The sequence below is a fragment of the Pseudomonas sp. NY15374 genome (assembly GCF_048068255.1).
GTDB lineage: Bacteria > Pseudomonadota > Gammaproteobacteria > Pseudomonadales > Pseudomonadaceae > Aquipseudomonas > Aquipseudomonas machongensis.
Genome location: NZ_JBLUPZ010000004.1, coordinates 25625 through 44213 on the forward strand (window position 1 = coordinate 25625; position 18589 = coordinate 44213).

The 18589-nt window shown below is 62.5% G+C and carries 16 protein-coding genes; 10 read left to right on the forward strand and 6 right to left on the reverse strand.

What is annotated here, in order from left to right; translation table 11 throughout:
* Positions 1 to 30: 30 nt before the first annotated feature.
* From ACNFHO_RS10985 to ACNFHO_RS10995, 3 genes are all read right to left on the reverse strand, one after another.
* Positions 31 to 345 carry a DUF2388 domain-containing protein gene (locus ACNFHO_RS10985; protein WP_054894995.1) on the reverse strand — a complete coding sequence of 105 codons (315 nt, stop codon included), beginning with the start codon at positions 343 to 345 and terminating at the stop codon, positions 31 to 33.
* Between the two features lie 91 nt (positions 346 to 436).
* Positions 437 to 2116: a GspE/PulE family protein gene (locus ACNFHO_RS10990; RefSeq protein WP_416766257.1), complete on the reverse strand. Its 1680-nt coding sequence runs from the start codon at positions 2114 to 2116 to the stop codon at positions 437 to 439.
* Between the two features lie 101 nt (positions 2117 to 2217).
* On the reverse strand, positions 2218 to 2544 hold the full coding sequence (locus ACNFHO_RS10995) for a hypothetical protein (RefSeq protein ID WP_065862344.1): 327 nt from the start codon (positions 2542 to 2544) through the stop codon (positions 2218 to 2220).
* 126 nt (positions 2545 to 2670) lie between these two features.
* On the opposite strand from ACNFHO_RS10995, the gene ACNFHO_RS11000 reads away from it, so the two are divergent.
* Entirely contained in the window at positions 2671 to 3141 is a 471-nt protein-coding gene (locus ACNFHO_RS11000; RefSeq protein ID WP_063541750.1) for an Lrp/AsnC family transcriptional regulator, read from the forward strand.
* A 60-nt stretch (positions 3142 to 3201) separates the two neighbouring features.
* On the opposite strand, the gene ACNFHO_RS11005 is transcribed toward ACNFHO_RS11000, so the two are convergent.
* Positions 3202 to 4581, reverse strand: coding sequence for an inorganic triphosphatase (locus ACNFHO_RS11005; RefSeq protein ID WP_416766260.1), 1380 nt, complete (start codon positions 4579 to 4581; stop codon positions 3202 to 3204).
* 104 nt (positions 4582 to 4685) lie between these two features.
* On the opposite strand from ACNFHO_RS11005, the gene argE reads away from it, so the two are divergent.
* On the forward strand, positions 4686 to 5828 hold the full coding sequence (gene argE, locus ACNFHO_RS11010) for an acetylornithine deacetylase (protein WP_416766262.1): 1143 nt from the start codon (positions 4686 to 4688) through the stop codon (positions 5826 to 5828).
* A gap of 268 nt (positions 5829 to 6096) precedes the next feature.
* Complete coding sequence (argA, locus tag ACNFHO_RS11015) at positions 6097 to 7395, forward strand: amino-acid N-acetyltransferase (RefSeq protein WP_054894989.1); 1299 nt, start codon at positions 6097 to 6099, stop codon at positions 7393 to 7395.
* Between the two features lie 152 nt (positions 7396 to 7547).
* On the opposite strand, the gene ACNFHO_RS11020 is transcribed toward argA, so the two are convergent.
* Positions 7548 to 8924: a glutamine synthetase family protein gene (locus ACNFHO_RS11020; protein ID WP_054894988.1), complete on the reverse strand. Its 1377-nt coding sequence runs from the start codon at positions 8922 to 8924 to the stop codon at positions 7548 to 7550.
* Between the two features lie 668 nt (positions 8925 to 9592).
* Between ACNFHO_RS11020 and ACNFHO_RS11025 the strand changes: the two genes are divergently transcribed.
* From ACNFHO_RS11025 to ACNFHO_RS11055, 7 genes are all read left to right on the forward strand, one after another.
* The gene (locus ACNFHO_RS11025; RefSeq protein WP_054894987.1) at positions 9593 to 10951 is read left to right on the forward strand and encodes a glutamine synthetase family protein; all 1359 of its coding nucleotides are present in this window, start codon (positions 9593 to 9595) and stop codon (positions 10949 to 10951) included.
* 48 nt (positions 10952 to 10999) lie between these two features.
* Positions 11000 to 12361, forward strand: a complete 1362-nt coding sequence (locus ACNFHO_RS11030; RefSeq protein WP_416766265.1) for an aspartate aminotransferase family protein — start codon at positions 11000 to 11002, stop codon at positions 12359 to 12361.
* 169 nt (positions 12362 to 12530) lie between these two features.
* Positions 12531 to 13628: a polyamine ABC transporter substrate-binding protein gene (locus tag ACNFHO_RS11035; RefSeq protein WP_063541740.1), complete on the forward strand. Its 1098-nt coding sequence runs from the start codon at positions 12531 to 12533 to the stop codon at positions 13626 to 13628.
* A 162-nt stretch (positions 13629 to 13790) separates the two neighbouring features.
* Positions 13791 to 14885: a polyamine ABC transporter substrate-binding protein gene (locus ACNFHO_RS11040; RefSeq protein WP_063541738.1), complete on the forward strand. Its 1095-nt coding sequence runs from the start codon at positions 13791 to 13793 to the stop codon at positions 14883 to 14885.
* 69 nt (positions 14886 to 14954) lie between these two features.
* Positions 14955 to 16097, forward strand: coding sequence for an ABC transporter ATP-binding protein (locus ACNFHO_RS11045; RefSeq protein WP_054894983.1), 1143 nt, complete (start codon positions 14955 to 14957; stop codon positions 16095 to 16097).
* 35 nt (positions 16098 to 16132) lie between these two features.
* Entirely contained in the window at positions 16133 to 17014 is an 882-nt protein-coding gene (locus tag ACNFHO_RS11050; protein ID WP_172964842.1) for an ABC transporter permease subunit, read from the forward strand.
* Positions 17011 to 17904: an ABC transporter permease subunit gene (locus tag ACNFHO_RS11055; protein WP_054894981.1), complete on the forward strand. Its 894-nt coding sequence runs from the start codon at positions 17011 to 17013 to the stop codon at positions 17902 to 17904. Before ACNFHO_RS11050 ends, ACNFHO_RS11055 begins: the two co-directional genes overlap by 4 nt.
* Positions 17905 to 17983: 79 nt before the next feature.
* Here the strand turns inward: ACNFHO_RS11055 and ACNFHO_RS11060 are convergent, their stop codons facing one another.
* The gene (locus ACNFHO_RS11060; protein ID WP_054894980.1) at positions 17984 to 18439 is read right to left on the reverse strand and encodes an REP-associated tyrosine transposase; all 456 of its coding nucleotides are present in this window, start codon (positions 18437 to 18439) and stop codon (positions 17984 to 17986) included.
* Positions 18440 to 18589 lie beyond the last annotated feature (150 nt).

Consider the following 18589-nt stretch of genomic DNA (forward strand, 5'->3'; position numbering starts at 1 on the left):
CCCGCTCCCGCAGCGGGCGTCGAATGCAGGTTACTGAGCGGTGAGGTTACGGGCCAGGATCGCGTTGGCCAGTTCCATGTCGCTGGCCTGGACGCCAGGGTTGTCGGCGCGCACCTGACGCATCGCCGCTTCCAGGTACGGGCCGCGGATCGAACCTTCGCTTGCCACGAAGCTGCCGGCATCGTCCTGAGCGGCCGCGACCAGTTTGTGGTCTTTGAACGTCAGGTAGGTCGAGCCGGTGGTCGCACCGGACGAAATGACGTTGCGCCAGAAGCCGTCGGCCATGGCGGAGCCGATCGGCAGGGACAGCAGGGCAGCAGCCGCAATGGCGGTTTTGAAACGCATGTGAATTACCTCGAACGATGAGGGCGGGGGATGCGAGTTTGGATCGTCGCGCGGGCCGCAAGTTCCTTTGCAGGCTGCGTATGCCGGGCGCTCAGGCACATACCCGAAGGATTTCCGCGAGGCTGGTCATGCCCCGAGCCACCCTGTCTTCACCGCAGCGGCGCAGGTCGCGCATGCCCTGGGCCAGAGCCTGCTGGCGCAGGCTGGCAAGGTCGCTGTCCGGGCCGATCCGAGTTCGCAGGGCGTTGTCCAGCACGAGCAGTTCGAATAGCCCCGTGCGCCCTTGGTAACCAGTACCGCGACACTGGCGACATGCCGTTTCACGAGTGCCGGGACGTCCCTTGCAGGCGCTGCAGAAGGTGCGTGCCAGACGCTGCGCCATCACGCCGATCAACGTGGCCTTTATCAGGTAATCGGCCACACCCAGCTCCTGCAGGCGAGTAATGGCGCTGCAAGCGTCGTTGGTGTGCAGGGTCGATAGCACCAGGTGTCCGGTCAACGCCGCCTGGACCGCCACCTGGGCGGTTTCGCGGTCGCGTATCTCGCCGATCATGATGATGTCCGGGTCCTGACGCAGCAGCGCACGCACGCCGTTGGCAAAGCCGAGGTCGAGGCCGGGCTGGACCTGCAACTGATTGAAGCCGGGCTCCAGGCGCTCGATCGGATCTTCGATGGTGCACAAGTTGACCTCTGGCGTGGCCAGGTGCTTCAGGCTGGCGTAGAGCGTGCTGGTCTTGCCCGAGCCGGTGGGGCCGGTGAGCAGGATGATGCCCTGGCGCTTTGCCAACAGCGCGTGCCACTGCTCCAGCAAGGCACCTTCGAGCCCCAGGCGCTCCAGGTCTTCGTGCAGTTGTTCGGGGTCGAAGAGGCGCAATACCAGTTTTTCGCCGAACGGTGTCGGCAGGGTCGACAGACGCAGCTCGACCTGCGCGCTGCCGGGCAGGCGGCTTTTCAGGCGTCCATCCTGTGGGCGGCGCTTCTCGGCGACATCCATTCGCCCGAGGTGCTTGAGGCGGCTGACCAGCGCCAGGACCACGCCGGCGGGAAACTGGTAGACCGTATGCAGCAGGCCGTCGATGCGGTAGCGCAAGCGACCTTCGTCGTGGTGGGGTTCGAGATGGATATCGCTGGCGCGCTGCTCGATGGCGTACTGCAGCAGCCAATCGACGATATGCACGATGTGCGCATCATCGGCGCTGATGGCGGTGCTGCGCCCACCGAGCTCCAGGAGCTGCTCAAGTTCGCCCAGGCTTGCGCGCTGCTGTTGGTGGGCGCCCTGCACGGATCGCGAAAGGCGCTGGAACGTGTCGCCGAGCTGGCGCAGTTGCACAGGGCTGGCCAGCACCCGGCGAATCGGCTGGCCTAGGCTGCGGCTCAGGTCGGCTTCCCACTCGCGTTGGTAGGGCTGTGCGCTGGCGACAGTAATGCCGGTCGCATCCAGCGCCACGGCGAGGATACCGTGGCGCTGGGCGAAAGCGGGCGAGATCAGGCCGGCGACGCGGGCCAGATCGACCTGCAACGGGTCCAGGCGCACAAAGGGTTGGCCGACCCTCTCTGCGAGCCATTGGCACAGGGTGTCGAGGTCCAGGGTATGACCGGGGCGCAGGCAGTCGCTCAGGGCCAGGCTGGCGAGGACTTCGAGCGGGTGGCCGGGCTGGCTGGCGGCGTGTTCGAGTGCACGCAGGGCATCGCCGGGGGCCAGGCGATGTTCAGCGAGCAGCGTGTCGAGGAGGCGTTTGAGGTCGAGGCTGTGATCGTGAGGGTTGTGCATGGCGGCGTCCTTGCCGAGGCTGCTGAGAGGCCCAGGCAAGGTTAGCTGCAGAGCGGGGCAGGGCTTTGGCGAAGGCGTTTCCGAATCTTGCGGGGCAGACGTCAGCCCGCCGCTACCTCAGACAGTTTTGGCACGCTTTCCAGAAAGACCTCGCCGACACACACCAGGTTACGCATCTTCTGCGCAATCACCCCGGCGCGGTGCCAGCTGAGGCCGTCGATACCGATCTCCAGCTCCAGTAGGTCGTCGCGCTGGCACACCTGCACGCTGTGTGGCGTGAGGAACTGCAGGGCGAAGAGATTGAGTACCCGGCACAGGCTGTCCGGCTCGGCCTCGATGTCGAGGCGGTAGCGGACCTCGCCATGCAGGGCGCTGGCGGCCCAGGCGTCGCTACGGGGCTGGGGGGTGTGCCGTTCGAGTGCATTCATGGAGCGTCTCCTTCGATGTGGAGAAATTCTCGCAGGTCGAAACCGGCATTTCTTCGCTATGATTCCCCTTGTTTGGTAGTTAGGCGAATAATAATCGTCGTATCTGTGGCGTTTGGAGAATTGGTCATGCAAAGCGAGCTGGATGCCTACGACAGGCGCATCCTTGAACTGCTGCAGGAGGATGCGTCGCTGTCCAGCGCGCAGATCGCCGAACGTGTCGGGCTGTCGCAGTCGCCGTGCTGGCGTCGGATACAGCGCCTGAAGGATGAAGGGGTGATTCGCGCCCAGGTCACCTTGCTGGACCGCAAGAAGGTCGGTCTGAACACGCAGATATTCGCCGAGGTGAAACTCAACGCCCACGGACGTTCGAACTTTACCGAGTTCACCGAGGCGATCCGCGGCTTTCCGGAAGTACTGGAGTGTTATGTGCTGATGGGGGCGGTCGACTTCCTGCTGCGTATCGTCACCTCGGACATCGAGGCCTACGAGCGGTTCTTCTTCGAGAAGCTGTCGAACGTACCGGGGATACAGGAAGTGAATTCGATCGTGGCGCTCTCGGAGATCAAGTCCACTACCTGCTTGCCGCTATCGAGGTGAGGCCTTCGCAGGTAAACCGGGTCGGTGCCCCGATTTACCTGCGAAGAAGCCGACGCGCGATTACACCTTGAGTAGGTGTTTCCAGGCGCGGCTCTGGTCGATGGCGCGAGCCTGCTCGATGCGGGCCTCGAACAGCGCGTCCGACAGCTCTTCGGCCAGCGGCTGCTCGGCCAGTTCGTGCAGCTTCTTCAGATCGCCGTACAGGCGGTCCAGTTGCGGCACTTCCAGCACCTGGCGGGCGTGGTGCAGCCAGGTCAGCAACTGCTCGATGCGCGGCAACTGCTCGCCCAGATCCTCTGGGCGCTGGGTGTAAAGCGGCAGTTTCAGCGCGCGGCCTTCTTCACCCAGTTGGTGGTGCAGCCAGCTGGCCAGTTGCGCCTTGCCCTGGCGCTCGCCACGGCCCTTGCGCTCGGCGGTCCAGGCGCGCGCCAGCAGCCAGCGCGAGGTTTCCAGGGAGAACTGGCCCCAGCGGGTGTCTTCCAGCTCTTCGGCGAACTGCTCGGGCGCGGCGCGGCGGATGTCTTCGTCCTCGTTGCCGGCCTGCACCAGCGGGCGCCAGTCTTCGAGCAGGGCGTCGAGGCGGGCGCGCAGGTCACGGGTGGTAGCTCGTGGCGCGGCCTGGCCCAGGCTGCTGGTGAGGGCGCGCAGCTCTGCCAGGCACTGCACCCATTCCTGCAGCAGGCGCCAGTGGCCGTTATGACGGTACTGTTCTGCCAGGCGCTGGCTGCTGCCCAGCAGTTGCCAGGCGAGCGCGGCGTAGGCGTCATCCACGGCCATTTCGGCGTCCAGCTCGGTGTGTGGCAGGCTCAACTCGTAGCTATCTGGCTCGAGCAGGCGGTAGCCGCGCTCGGCCTTGCTGATGTCGCAGGGCATCAGGGCCAGCGTGGCGGAGAGCTCGGCGGCCAGCTCCAGCAGAGCTTCAGGGGCGCCTTCACGCAGCTCCAGCTCGAGCTCGCAGATTTCTTCCTTGCGTTTGCCGGCAATGACGAAGCCTTGGTCGAGCGCGGCTTCGATCACCACCTTGGCCTTGCCGCGACCCCAGGAGATCTCGGCGTATTCGCGGGTGAAATCGGTGGTGAACAATGGCTTGATGGTCTTCTTGTCCAGCTCGGCCAATTGCTCGGGCCAGCAGCTGGCGTCGAGTTTCTTCAGGTCCAGCTTGACCTTGTCCAGGTACCACTCGTACTCGTTGCGTTCGGACAGGCCGGCAACGCTCTGCCCACGGCACTTGAGGGTCTGGATGATGACCTCGCCGTCGCGGCGCAGGCGCAGGGCGACGCGGGCTGCAGAGAGCTCGCGGTCGGGGGTGTCGAAGTACTGGTTGAGCAGTTCGCGGGTCTGCCAGCCGGACTTGTTGCGCTTCTTCAGCAAGGGGTGCTCGCGCAGGGCGGCAAGGGTCTCGCGGCTGGCGCGGAGCTTGAGTTCGGTTTCTTTGTGCATCGCTGGCTCGAAGGAAGGCGTGGTTGCCGGAGAGTCTACAGGAGTTGCCCTGCCAAGGGACGGCATTGCTATGATGACCGCCATGCTTTACGAGGAGTCCGTGCATGCCGTTGCCATCGCTCAAAGACCAGTTCGCCGCCCTGATCGCCGCCCCCTCGGTCAGTTGCACCCAGGCCGCACTGGACCAGTCCAACCGCCAGGTCATCGACCTGCTCGCCAACTGGCTGGGCGATCTGGGTTTCCGTTGCGAGGTCCTGGAGGTCACTCCAGGCAAGTTCAACCTGCTCGCCAGCCGCGGTACCGGCCCGGGCGGTCTGGTGCTGGCCGGCCACAGCGATACGGTGCCGTTCGATCCACAGTTGTGGAGCAGCGACCCGTTGAAGCTCACCGAAGTGGATGGCCGCTGGGTAGGGCTGGGCAGTTGCGACATGAAGGGCTTCTTCGCCTTGGTGATCGAGGCGGTGATCCCGCTGCTGGAGCACGACTTCAAGCAACCGCTGCTGATCCTCGCCACCTGCGATGAAGAAAGCTCGATGTCGGGCGCTCGCGCCCTGGCCGAAGCGGGACAGCCGCTGGGCCGGGCGGCGGTGATCGGCGAACCCACTGGGCTGAAGCCGATCCGCATGCACAAGGGCATCCTCATGGACCGCATCGATATTCTCGGGCGCAGCGGCCATTCGTCGGATCCAAGCCTGGGCCACAGTGCCCTGGAGGCCATGCACGCGGTGATGGGCGAACTCATGGGCCTGCGCCAGCAGTGGCAGCAGACCTACCGCAATCCGCAATTCACCGTGCCCACGCCGACGATGAACTTCGGCTGCATCCACGGCGGCGACAACCCCAATCGCATCTGTGGCCAGTGCGCCCTGGAGTTCGACCTGCGCCCGTTGCCAGGGATGGACGTGGAGCAACTGCGTGCGGCTATCCGGGCCAAGCTCAAACCTGTGGCCGAGCGCCATGAAGTGCGCATCGACTATGCGCCGCTGTTCCCCGAGGTGCCACCGTTCGAGCAGGACGCCGACGCCGAGCTGGTGCAATTGGCCGAACGTCTGACCGGCCATCGTGCCGAAGCGGTGGCCTTTGGCACCGAAGCGCCTTATCTTCAACAGCTGGGTTGCCAGACCATCGTGCTCGGCCCCGGCGACATCGCTTGCGCCCATCAGCCGGGCGAGTACCTTGAAATGTCACGAATCGAGCCTACCGTGCGTCTATTGCGTGATCTTGTCCGGCACTATTGCCTGAGCTAGGGTCTGTATGAAAAGTCTTGAGACGAAGGTCAGGCAAGGCGAAAACAGCCGAGGAAGCGGAGTTTACGGGTTGTAAATGAGCATTCCGAGGCTGTTTTCAACGCAGCATCACCGAGTATCAAGGCTTTTCGTGCAGAGCCTAAACGTCCACTGACCTGAATCGTTCCTGCCTAGAGGAGACCGCGCGTGACCGCAAGCCTGTTCCGACGATGACTTTCGAACGTTGTGCGCCTTCACCCGTCTCGTTCACTTATCCACAGGCCCCGTCATGCCCGAATACGTCAACTGGCTGCGTCATGCTTCCCCGTACATCAATGCCCATCGCGACTGCACCTTCGTGGTCATGCTCCCCGGCGATGGTGTCGAACACCCCAACTTCGGCAATATCGTCCACGATCTGGTGCTGCTGCACAGCCTGGGCGTGCGCCTGGTACTGGTCCACGGCTCGCGCCCGCAGATCGAAAGCCGGCTGGCTGCCCGCGGCCTGACCCCGCATTACCATCACGGCCTTCGCATCACCGACGCCGCGACCCTGGAGTGCGTGATCGACGCCGTCGGCGCCTTGCGCCTGGCCATCGAAGCGCGCCTGTCGATGGATATCGCCGCATCGCCCATGCAGGGCTCGCGCCTGCGTGTGGCCTGCGGCAACCTGGTGACTGCACGGCCGATCGGCGTGCTGGAGGGGGTCGACTACCACCACACCGGCGAGGTACGACGCATCGATCGCAAGGGCATCAGCCGCCTGCTCGACGAGCGCTCCATCGTGCTGTTGTCGCCACTGGGCTATTCGCCGACTGGCGAGATCTTCAACCTGGCCTGCGAAGACGTCGCCACCCGTGCCGCCATCGAACTGGGCGCTGACAAGTTGCTGTTGTTCGGCGCCGAGCCGGGCCTGCTGGACGACAAAGGCAAGCTGGTGCGTGAGCTGCGGCCCCAGCAGGTTCCGGCGCACCTGCAACGCCTGGGCAGCGACTATCAGGGTGAGCTGCTCGATGCCGCCGCCGAGGCCTGCAAGGGCGGGGTAGCGCGCAGCCATATTGTCAGCTACGCCGAGGATGGTGCGCTGCTCACCGAGCTGTTCACCCGCGACGGCGGTGGCACGCTGGTAGCCCAGGAGCAGTTCGAGATCGTTCGCGAGGCGACCATCGAGGATGTCGGCGGCCTGCTCGAGCTGATCAGCCCGCTGGAAGAGCAGGGCATTCTGGTGCGCCGTTCGCGCGAGGTGCTGGAGCGGGAAATCGAGCAGTTCAGTGTGGTGGAGCGTGACGGCATGATCATCGCCTGTGCGGCGTTGTATCCGATTGCCGAGTCCGAGGCGGGCGAGCTGGCGTGCCTGGCGGTGAATCCGGAATACCGACATGGGGGCCGGGGTGATGACCTGCTCGAGCGTATCGAGACCCGTGCGCGGCAGTTGGGCCTCAATACCCTGTTCGTGCTGACGACACGTACGGCGCACTGGTTCCGCGAGCGCGGGTTCCAGCCCAGTGGCGTGGAACGGCTGCCGGCGGCGCGGGCTTCGTTGTACAACTACCAGCGCAATTCGAAGATTTTCGAGAAGTCGTTGTAGGTCAGTACCGGCCCTATCGCGGGACAAGCCCGCTCCCACAGGCACCCCTCCGACTGTGAGACCAGCGGGTAACCTGTGGGAGCGGGTTTACCCGCGAAGCAGACACCGCCAACCTCAATGAAAAACGCCGCCCCTGAGGGCGGCGTTTTCGTTTACACGGTATGCAGATACCAGTTGTACTCGAGGTCGGAGATCGAGTGTTCGAACTCCTCCAGCTCGCTCTCCTTGCACGCGACGAAAATGTCGATGTACTTCGGATCGATGTACTTGTTCAGGATCTCGCTGTCGTCCAGCTCGCGCAGGGCATCGCGCAGGTTGTTCGGCAGGCTCTGTTCCAGCTGCTCGTAGGAATTGCCTTCGATCGGCTCACCCGGCTCGATCTTGTTGGTCAGGCCGTGGTGCACACCAGCCAGGACCGCCGCCATCATCAGGTACGGGTTGGCGTCGGCACCGGCCACGCGGTGCTCGATGCGCACGGCGTCCGGCGAGCCGGTTGGCACGCGCAGGGCCACGGTGCGGTTGTCCAGGCCCCAGCTCGGCGCGTTCGGTACGTAGAACTGCGCGCCGAAACGGCGGTACGAGTTGACGTTCGGGCAGAGGAACGCCATCGATGCGGGCAGGGTCTCGAGCACACCGCCGACAGCGTGACGAAGCGCGGCGTTCTGCTCGGGATCCTCGCTGGTGAAGATGTTGTTGCCATCTTTGTCCAGCACGGAGATGTGTACATGCAGGCCATTGCCAGCCTGGCCCGGGTAGGGCTTGGCCATGAAGGTGGTGTCCATTTCATGGTCGTAGGCGATGTTCTTGATCAGGCGCTTGAGCAGCACTGCGTAGTCACAGGCTTTCAGCGGATCAGGCACGTGGTGCAGGTTGACCTCGAACTGCGCCGGGGCGCTTTCCTTGACGATCGCGTCGGCCGGGATGCCCTGCTCCTTCGCGCCTTCGAGGATGTCCTGCAGGCAGTCGGCATACTCGTCCAGGTCGTCGATCAGGTAGACCTGGGTCGACTGTGGACGCTTGCCCGAGATCGGCGAGCGCGGCGGCTGCGGACGGCCGTTCACGTTCTCCTGGTCGATCAGGTAGAACTCCAGCTCGAATGCGGCGCAAATGGTCAGGCCCATGTCGGTGAACTTGCTCACCACCTGGCGCAACACTTCACGCGGGTCGGCGAAGAACGGCTCGCCTTCGATTTCGTGCATGGTCATCAGCAGCTGCGCGGTCGGGCGCTTCTGCCAAGGTTCGTTGGAGAGGGTGCCAGGGATCGGGTAGCAGATGCGGTCGGCGTCGCCGATGTCCAGGCCAAGGCCCGTGCTTTCGACGGTCGAGCCGTTGATATCCAGGGCGAAGAGGGAGGCGGGCAGGTTGATGCCTTTCTCGTAAACCTTGTGAAGGCTCGTGCGTTCGATACGCTTGCCACGAACCACACCATTCATATCTGCAATCAGAAGGTCAACGTAGAGAACCTCAGGATGTTCCTTAAGGAACGCGTTCGCTTCGTTAAGCTGAACGGCACGCGGGGGTACCGACATGATGCAACACCTTTGTTGTTAAAAATATCAATCAAGGGGGGCCTGCAGACCCAGTCAATCGAAAAGACAAACTGATGTCAAGCCAACCTCCTGATGCCCTGAAATGGCACATCAACGGCGGATTTGCTGCATATAAGGGCATGCCATTATCCGCTAAATCTGTAGGAAAGGGCTACGGCGATGGTGGCGTATTTTATTTTTTACGGAGGTGTTGTGAAAAAAAATGAACGAGGCTAAGCTCGGTCGCAACCCATAACAGTAATAATACGAGGGTCACATGGTCCGCCAGTCGCGACCTGAAAGCGCCGCCTGCGCTGTGCAGTCAGGTATTTTCACCGCTTGCCGAAAGGCCCTCGCGCGCCTGGCCCATCCCAGGAGCAGACTGGCCGCAATAATTGACGACCGGCACAGTCAGCCCTCGCCCCGTAGCAGTTTACTGCACGCTTTTCTTCCTTCCTGCCCTTTGCTTTCGAGATCGACACGCGTTTTGCGCGTGGAACGGCTGCCGTCCTGCGCATGGGTTTTTGCTTTGGCAACGTACACCATCCAGAATCAAGGCGTGGGCCTTGCCAGGCCCTGCCGCGCCGAATGCGCCGACATTGACCGACGCCAGGCGTCAGTAGCGCCCGCCCCGCTGGGGCTGGGACAAATGACCTCCTGAGGTATTTATGAGTAACAACCTCGACCAGCTCACCGATTGGTTGAAAGAGCACAAGATCACCGAAGTCGAATGCCTGATCAGCGACCTAACCGGCATCACCCGTGGCAAGATCTCGCCGACCAACAAATTCATCGCCGAAAAGGGCATGCGCCTGCCCGAAAGCGTTTTGTTGCAAACTGTGACTGGCGACTACGTCGACGACGACATCTATTACGACCTGCTCGACCCGGCCGACATCGACATGATCTGCCGCCCCGACCAGGACGCGGTGTTCCTGGTGCCTTGGGCCATCGAGCCGACCGCCCAGGTGATCCACGACACCTATGACAAGAAGGGCAATCCGGTCGAACTGTCGCCGCGCAACGTCCTCAAGAAGGTACTCAAGCTCTATGCCGACAAGGGCTGGCAGCCGATCGTCGCGCCAGAAATGGAGTTCTACCTGACCAAGCGCAGCGAAGACCCGGACTTCCCACTGCAACCACCGGTGGGTCGCTCCGGCCGTCCGGAAACCGGACGCCAGTCGTTCTCCATCGAGGCCGCCAACGAATTCGACCCGCTGTTCGAAGACGTCTATGACTGGTGTGAACTGCAGCAGTTGGACCTCGACACCTTGATCCACGAAGACGGCACGGCGCAGATGGAGATCAACTTCCGTCACGGCGACGCGCTGCACCTGGCCGACCAGATCCTGGTGTTCAAACGCACCATGCGCGAGGCCGCGCTCAAGCACAACGTGGCCGCGACCTTCATGGCCAAGCCCATGACCGGCGAGCCCGGCAGCGCCATGCACCTGCACCAGAGCGTGATCGACATCGCCACCGGCAAGAACATCTTCTCCAATGAAGACGGCAGCATGAGCACGCTGTTCCTGCATCACATCGGCGGCCTGCAGAAACTCATTCCCGAGGCGTTGCCGTTGTTCGCACCGAACGTCAACTCGTTCCGTCGCTTCCTGCCGGACACCTCGGCACCCGTGAACGTGGAGTGGGGCGAAGAGAACCGTACCGTCGGCCTGCGCGTACCGGATGCCGGCCCGCAGAACCGCCGCGTGGAAAACCGCCTGCCGGGCGCCGACGCCAACCCCTACCTGGCCATCGCCGCGAGCCTGCTGTGTGGCTTCATCGGCATGGTCGAGGGCATCGAGGCCAGCGCGCCAGTCCAGGGCCGTGGCTATGAGCGGCGCAACCTGCGCCTGCCGCTGACCATCGAGGACGCCCTGGAGCGTATGGAGAACAGCCGGTCGCTGGTGCAGTACCTGGGCAAGAAGTTCATTACCGGCTACGTCGCCACCAAGCGCGCAGAGCATGAAAACTTCAAGCGCGTCATCAGTTCCTGGGAGCGTGAGTTCCTGCTGTTTGCCGTGTGATCAACCCTGGGGCCGCCGCAACGTGGCCATCGGATAGTGGAGAAGCAGATGAGCGTCAACAACCCGCAAACCCGTGAATGGCAAAACCTGAGCGGCGAGCACCACCTGGCACCCTTCAGCGACTATAAGCAACTGAAGGCGAAGGGGCCGCGCATCATCACCAAGGCCCAGGGTGTGCATTTGTGGGACAGCGAGGGGCACAAGATCCTCGATGGCATGGCCGGCCTGTGGTGCGTGGCGGTCGGCTATGGTCGCGAAGAACTGGTCCAGGCGGCAGAGAAGCAGATGCGCCAGCTGCCTTACTACAACCTGTTCTTCCAGACCGCGCATCCGCCGGCACTGGAACTGGCCAAGGCCATTACCGACGTGGCACCCGAAGGCATGAGCCATGTGTTCTTCACCGGCTCCGGCTCCGAGGGCAACGACACCGTGCTGCGCATGGTTCGCCACTACTGGGCGCTCAAGGGCAAGCCGAACAAGCAGACGCTCATAGGCCGGGTCAACGGCTACCACGGCTCCACCGTCGCTGGCGCCAGCCTTGGCGGCATGAGCGGCATGCACGAGCAGGGTGGCTTGCCGATCCCGGGTATCGTGCACATCCCGCAGCCGTACTGGTTCGGCGAGGGCGGCGACATGACCCCGGATGAATTCGGGGTGTGGGCTGCCGAGCAGTTGGAGAAGAAGATTCTGGAAGTTGGCGAAGACAACGTCGCCGCCTTTATCGCCGAGCCGATCCAGGGCGCCGGCGGGGTGATCATTCCACCCGAGACTTACTGGCCGAAGATCAAGGAGATCCTCGCCCGCTACGACATCCTGTTCGTCGCCGACGAAGTGATCTGCGGCTTTGGCCGCACCGGCGAGTGGTTCGGCTCCGATTATTACGACCTCAAGCCTGACCTGATGACCATCGCCAAGGGCCTGACCTCCGGTTACATCCCCATGGGCGGTGTGATCGTGCGTGACAAGGTGGCCAAGGTGCTCAGCGAAGGTGGCGATTTCAACCACGGCTTCACCTACTCCGGCCACCCGGTGGCAGCGGCGGTGGGGTTGGAAAACCTGCGCATCCTGCGTGACGAGAAGATCGTCGAGCGCGCACGCACGGAAGTGGCACCGTACTTGCAAAAACGTCTTCGCGAACTGCAAGACCACCCGCTGGTGGGCGAGGTACGCGGCCTGGGCCTGCTCGGCGCAATCGAGCTGGTCAAGGACAAGGCGACCCGCAGCCGTTACGAAGGCAAGGGCGTGGGCATGGTTTGCCGCAACTTCTGTTTCGACAACGGCCTGATCATGCGCGCAGTGGGCGACACCATGATCATCGCGCCGCCGCTGGTAATAAGCCGCGAAGAAGTGGACGAACTGGTGGAAAAGGCGCGCAAGTGCCTGGATCTGACCCTGGAAGCGATTCGATAGGCGTTTGCTAGGCTAGCGATGTGACATTAAGTCGTTACAAGGCCCTGCTTTCCTTGAAACAGCGCCTTGTAACTTGCCAGACTAGCGGTTGTTTCAGTCGTCCAGCGCTTGCACCACGGGACCTGGCAGCTGAACAGATGGCTACTAAAAAAATTCTGGAGCATAACGCATGAAGAAAATGGGCAAGACGTTGCTGGCCGCCGCCCTGATGGGTGCCATGGCCACTGCTGTTCACGCTGAAGACAAGGTGCTGAACGTCTACAACTGGTCGGACTACATCGCTCCGGACACCATCGCCAAGTTCGAGAAGCAGACCGGCATCAAGGTCAAGTACGACGTCTTCGACAGCAACGAAACCCTGGAAGCCAAGCTGCTGGCAGGCAAGTCGGGCTACGACATCGTCGTGCCGTCCAACAACTTCCTGGCCAAGCAGATCAAGGCCGGCGTTTACGAGGAGCTCGACCGCTCCAAGCTGCCGAACTGGAAGAACCTCGACGAAGACCTGCTCAAGGCCGTTGGCGACGCCAGCGACAAAGGCAACAAGTACGCCTTCCCGTACATGTGGGGCTCCATCGGCATCGGCTACAACCCGGCCAAGGTCAAGGCCGCGCTGGGCGTGGACAAGATCGATTCGTGGGACGCCGTGTTCAAGCCGGAGAACATCGCCAAGCTCAAGAGCTGCGGCGTGAGCTTCCTCGATGCGCCGACCGAAATGCTTCCGGCCGCGCTGCATTACCTGGGCAAGCCGACCGACAGCACCACCAAGGAAGACCTGAAGGCGGCCGAGGACCTGTTCCTGAAGATCCGTCCTTCGATCACCTACTTCCACTCCTCCAAGTACATCGGCGACCTGGCCAACGGCAACATCTGCGTGGCCGTCGGCTACTCGGGCGACCTGGAGCAGTCCAAGGCCCGCGCCCACGAAGCCGGCGACAAGGTCAAGCTGGACTACATCATTCCGAAAGAAGGCGCTGGTACCTTCTACGACATGGTCGCCATCCCGAAAGATGCCGAGCATAAAGATGCCGCCTACCAGTTCATGAACTTCCTGCTGCAACCGGAAGTCATGGCCGAGATCACCAACGCCGTGCGCTTCCCGAACGGCAACAAGGCCGCGACCCAGTTCGTCGACAAGGACATCACCAGCGACCCGAGCATCTATCCGCCGGCTGATGTGAAGAAACAGCTGTACGCGATCGCTGCTCCTGAAGCGGCCGCCCAGCGTTTGATCACCCGTAGCTGGACCAAGATCAAGTCGGGCAAGTAAGCCCGATGCGGGGCTCTCTGGGTCGGGGTTTTCCGGCCCAGGGGGCATAAACCTCGATTGTCGATTGCGACATCCCAGCCACGCAGGTAAGTTGCGCGCCGGTTTTGCGTGTACGGCTGCTCCCAGCCGCCACCGAAGGCTCTGATTGTGAGGACCAACCACTTGTCTATTTCTGTATTGCGCAAGGCCATGATGGCTGGAGCAGGTCTGACGCTGGCCTGCAGCGTTCAAGCGGCGCCCACGGTGCACTTCTACAACTGGTCCGATTATGTCGGCCCGACCACGCTCGCGGATTTCGAGAAAGAGACGGGCATCAAGCCCGTGCAGGATGTCTTCGACTCCAACGAAACCCTGGAAGGCAAGCTGCTGGCCGGTAACACCGGCTATGACGTAGTGGTGCCGTCCAACCATTTCCTCGGCAAGCAGATCAAGGCGGGCGCGTTCCAGAAGCTCGACAAGCATCTGCTGCCCAATTATTCCAACCTGGACCCGGCGCTGATGAAGCGCCTGGAAAAGAACGATCCGGGCAACCAGTACGCCGTGCCTTACCTGTGGGGCACCAACGGCATCGGCTACAACGTCGACAAGGTCAAGGCCACGCTGGGCGTGGACAAGATCGACTCCTGGGCGGTGCTGTTCGAACCCGAGAACATGAAGAAGCTCTCCAAGTGCGGTGTGGCCTTCCTCGACTCGGCGGACGAGATGCTCCCGGCGGTGCTCAACTACATGGGGCTCAACCCCAACAGCACCGATCCAAAGGATTACGCCAAGGCCGAGAAGAAGCTGCTGGCGGTACGCCCGTACGTGACCTACTTCCACTCGTCCAAGTACATCACCGACCTGGCCAACGGCGACATCTGCGTCGCGGCAGGCTTCTCCGGCGATGTATTCCAGGCCAAGGCCCGTGCCGAAGAAGCCAAGAAGGGCGTGAACCTGGCCTACGCCATTCCCAAGGAAGGCGGCAACCTCTGGTTCGACGTGCTGGCGATTCCCAAGGACGCCAAGAACGTGAAAGAGGCCCACGCCTTCATCAACTATTTGCTGAAACCTGAGGTTATCGCCCAGGTCAGTGATTACGTCGGTTATGCCAACCCCAACCCCAAGGCTGGCGACCTGATGGACCAGGCTGTGAGAACTGACGCTGCGGTTTACCCACCGCAGGAAGTGCTGGACAAGATGTTCGTCAACGCGGAGTTGCCCCCCAAGGTGCAACGTCTGATGACCCGCAGCTGGACCAAGGTCAAGTCGGGCAAGTAAAAATCCAGACCCGACGCGGCCCTGCACACAGGCCGTTCGGGCACAAAAATCTTGTTGGGAGTTTCACTCATGGCAGTTGCCTCCGGTGCCTATAAGAAAGCCCTCGAGGGTGACCAGCAGCCCAAGCAGGTGCTGGTCAAGATCGACCGGGTCACGAAGAAGTTCGACGAAACCATCGCCGTGGACGATGTGTCCCTGGAAATCCGCAAAGGCGAGATCTTCGCCCTGCTGGGCGGCTCCGGTTCCGGCAAATCCACCTTGCTGCGGATGCTTGCAGGCTTCGAGCGCCCGACCGAAGGTCGGATCTTCCTCGACGGTGTCGACATCACCGACATGCCGCCCTACGAGCGGCCGATCAACATGATGTTCCAGTCCTATGCGCTGTTCCCGCACATGACCGTGGCGCAGAACATCGCCTTCGGCCTGCAGCAGGACAAGATGCCCAAGGCCGACATCGAAGCACGCGTGGCCGAGATGCTCAAGCTGGTGCACATGACCCAGTACGCCAAGCGCAAGCCGCACCAGCTCTCCGGCGGCCAGCGTCAGCGCGTGGCCCTGGCCCGCTCGCTGGCCAAGCGTCCGAAACTGCTGCTGCTCGACGAGCCGATGGGCGCGCTGGACAAGAAACTGCGTTCGCAGATGCAGCTGGAGCTGGTCGAGATCATCGAGCGGGTCGGTGTGACCTGCGTGATGGTGACCCACGACCAGGAAGAGGCCATGACCATGGCCCAGCGCATCGCCATCATGCACCTGGGCTGGATCGCCCAGATCGGCTCGCCTGTGGATATCTACGAGACGCCAACCAGTCGCCTGGTGTGCGAGTTCATCGGCAACGTCAACCTGTTCGAAGGTGAAGTGATCGACGACGCCGAAGGCCACGCGCTGATCGCCTCGCCGGAGCTCGAGCGCAAGATCTACGTCGGCCACGGTGTCACCACCTCGGTCGAAGACAAGCACATCACTTATGCGCTGCGCCCAGAGAAGCTGCTGGTGACGACGACGCAGCCCGATTTCGAGCATAACTGGTCGCGCGGCAAGGTCCACGACATCGCCTACCTGGGCGGTCACTCGGTGTTCTACGTCGAGCTGCCGAGCGGCAAGATCGTCCAGTCGTTCGTCGCCAACGCCGAACGCCAGGGCGCCCGCCCGACCTGGGGCGATGAAGTCTACGTGTGGTGGGAAGACGACAGCGGCGTGGTACTGCGCTCATGAAACCGCGAAAGCTCAAACGAGCCCTCCAGCGCATCATCCCCGAGGGACGCCATCTGGTGATCGGCGTGCCGTTCATCTGGCTGTTCCTGTTCTTCATGCTGCCGTTCTTCATCGTGCTGAAGATCAGCTTCGCCGAAGCCGACGTGGCGATCCCGCCGTACACGGAGATCTACACCTACGTCGAGGACAAGATCCAGCTGGTGCTGAACCTGGCCAACTATGGCCTGCTCACCGAGGATGACCTGTACATCTCGGCCTACCTTGGCTCGCTCAAGGTCGCCTTCTTCAGCACTTTGCTGTGCCTGCTGATCGGCTACCCGATGGCCTACGCCATCTCCAAGGCCGAGAAGGAGATGCAGACGGTCTTGCTGCTGCTGATCATGATGCCGACCTGGACCGCGATCCTGATCCGCGTCTATGCCTGGATGGGCATCCTCAGCAACAACGGGTTGCTCAACAGCTTCCTGCTGTGGACCGGGCTGATCGATCAGCCGCTGCAGATCCTCAACACCAACCTGGCGGTGTATATCGGCGTGGTCTATTCGTACCTGCCATTCATGATCCTGCCGCTGTACGCGAACCTGGTGAAGCATGACCAGAGCCTGCTGGAAGCTGCGAGCGACCTGGGCTCGAGCACCTTCAACAGCTTCTGGAAGATCACCGTGCCGCTGTCGAAGAACGGCATCATCGCCGGTTGCATGCTGGTGTTCATCCCGGTGGTGGGCGAGTTCGTGATCCCTGAACTGCTCGGCGGTCCGGAAACCCTGATGATCGGTAAAGTGCTGTGGCAGGAATTCTTCAACAACCGTGACTGGCCGGTGGCATCCGCGCTGGCAGTGGTGATGCTGGCGATCCTGATCGTGCCGATCCTGCTGTTCAACCGCAGCCAGGCCAAAGAGATGGAGGGTCGGGCATGAAGCGCTTCAGTTTCTCCAAGCTGATGCTGGTGCTCGGCTTGCTGTTCATTTACCTGCCGATGCTGATCCTGGTGATCTACTCGTTCAACGCCTCGAAGCTGGTGACGGTGTGGGGCGGCTGGTCGGTGAAGTGGTACGTCGGTCTGCTCGACAACACCCAATTGATGGGTTCGGTGATGCGCTCGCTGGAGATCGCCTGCTACACGGCAGTGGCCGCGGTGGCGCTGGGCACCCTGGCGGCCTTCGTGCTGACCCGGGTCACTCGCTTCAAGGGCCGCACGCTGTTCGGTGGCCTGGTCACCGCGCCGCTGGTCATGCCGGAGGTGATCACCGGTCTGTCCCTGTTGCTGCTGTTCGTGGCCATGGCGCAGATGATCGGCTGGCCGCAGGAGCGTGGCGTCGTCACCATCTGGATCGCCCACACCACCTTCTGTGCCGCGTATGTGGCGGTGGTGGTGTCGGCTCGCCTGCGTGAGCTGGACCTGTCGATCGAGGAAGCGGCGATGGACCTGGGTGCCAAGCCGTGGAAGGTGTTCTTCCTGATCACCATCCCGATGATCGCGCCTTCTCTGGCAGCAGGCGGCATGATGTCGTTCGCCCTGTCGCTGGATGACCTGGTGCTGGCCAGCTTCGTGTCCGGCCCGGGCTCGACCACCTTGCCGATGGAAGTGTTCTCGGCCGTGCGTCTGGGTGTGAAGCCCGAGATCAACGCCGTGGCCAGCCTGATCCTGCTGTCGGTGTCGTTGGTGACCTTCCTGGTCTGGTACTTCAGCCGTCGCGCCGAAGAACGCCGCCGCCGGGCGATCCAGCAAGCCATCGAGGAAGGTGCTGCAGCGAACGTCGGCCAACCGCAGGTACGGCGTCCGGCACAGGTTGCTGCGTCGGCCTGACCGGCCCTTTCGCGGGCAAGCCCGCTCCTACAGGTCCAGTTGTAGGAGCGGGCTTGCCCGCGAAGGCTTCACCACCGACTCAAAGCCAGACCGCATCCCAATGCGGATACTCCCGCACACTGCTGACCAGCCCTGCTCTCAGCGGATTAGCGATGATGTATCTGGCTGCCTGCAGTACATCCTCCTCCTTGCGCAAAGCCGCGTCGTGATACCCCGGCTGCCAGATCGGCACATGCCGCACTCCGGCCTTGCGCAGGGTGATAGCGCTGCGCGACTTGAACCTGCGCATCAAACTCCCAAGCGTCACCCCCCTCAATTCGATCAACCAGTGCAGATGGTCCGGCATCAGCACCCAGGCCAGCGTGCGGCTGGCGTTTTCCTGATCGGACTGGCGTAGCTGTTTCACCACCAACCGGGCGCTGCGCAGGTCGTGGAACAGTGGTTGTCGTTCGTGTGTGACGGCAGTCAGCAGGAAGCACCTACCAGGCTCTGAGCAGCGGCCGCGGCGCAGGCGGTGGGAATGGGCCAGGGGCATCGAATTTCCTCCATGAAATTGACCTTGGGAGGTTAGCGGTGCTGTTCCGACCTTGGCGCCAGTCATGGTTTCCGGATTTTGCAGTGGCCTTTTCGCCGCTTCCACAGGCCCACCCCCCTGTAGGAGCGGGTTTACCCGCGAAGGCTTCCC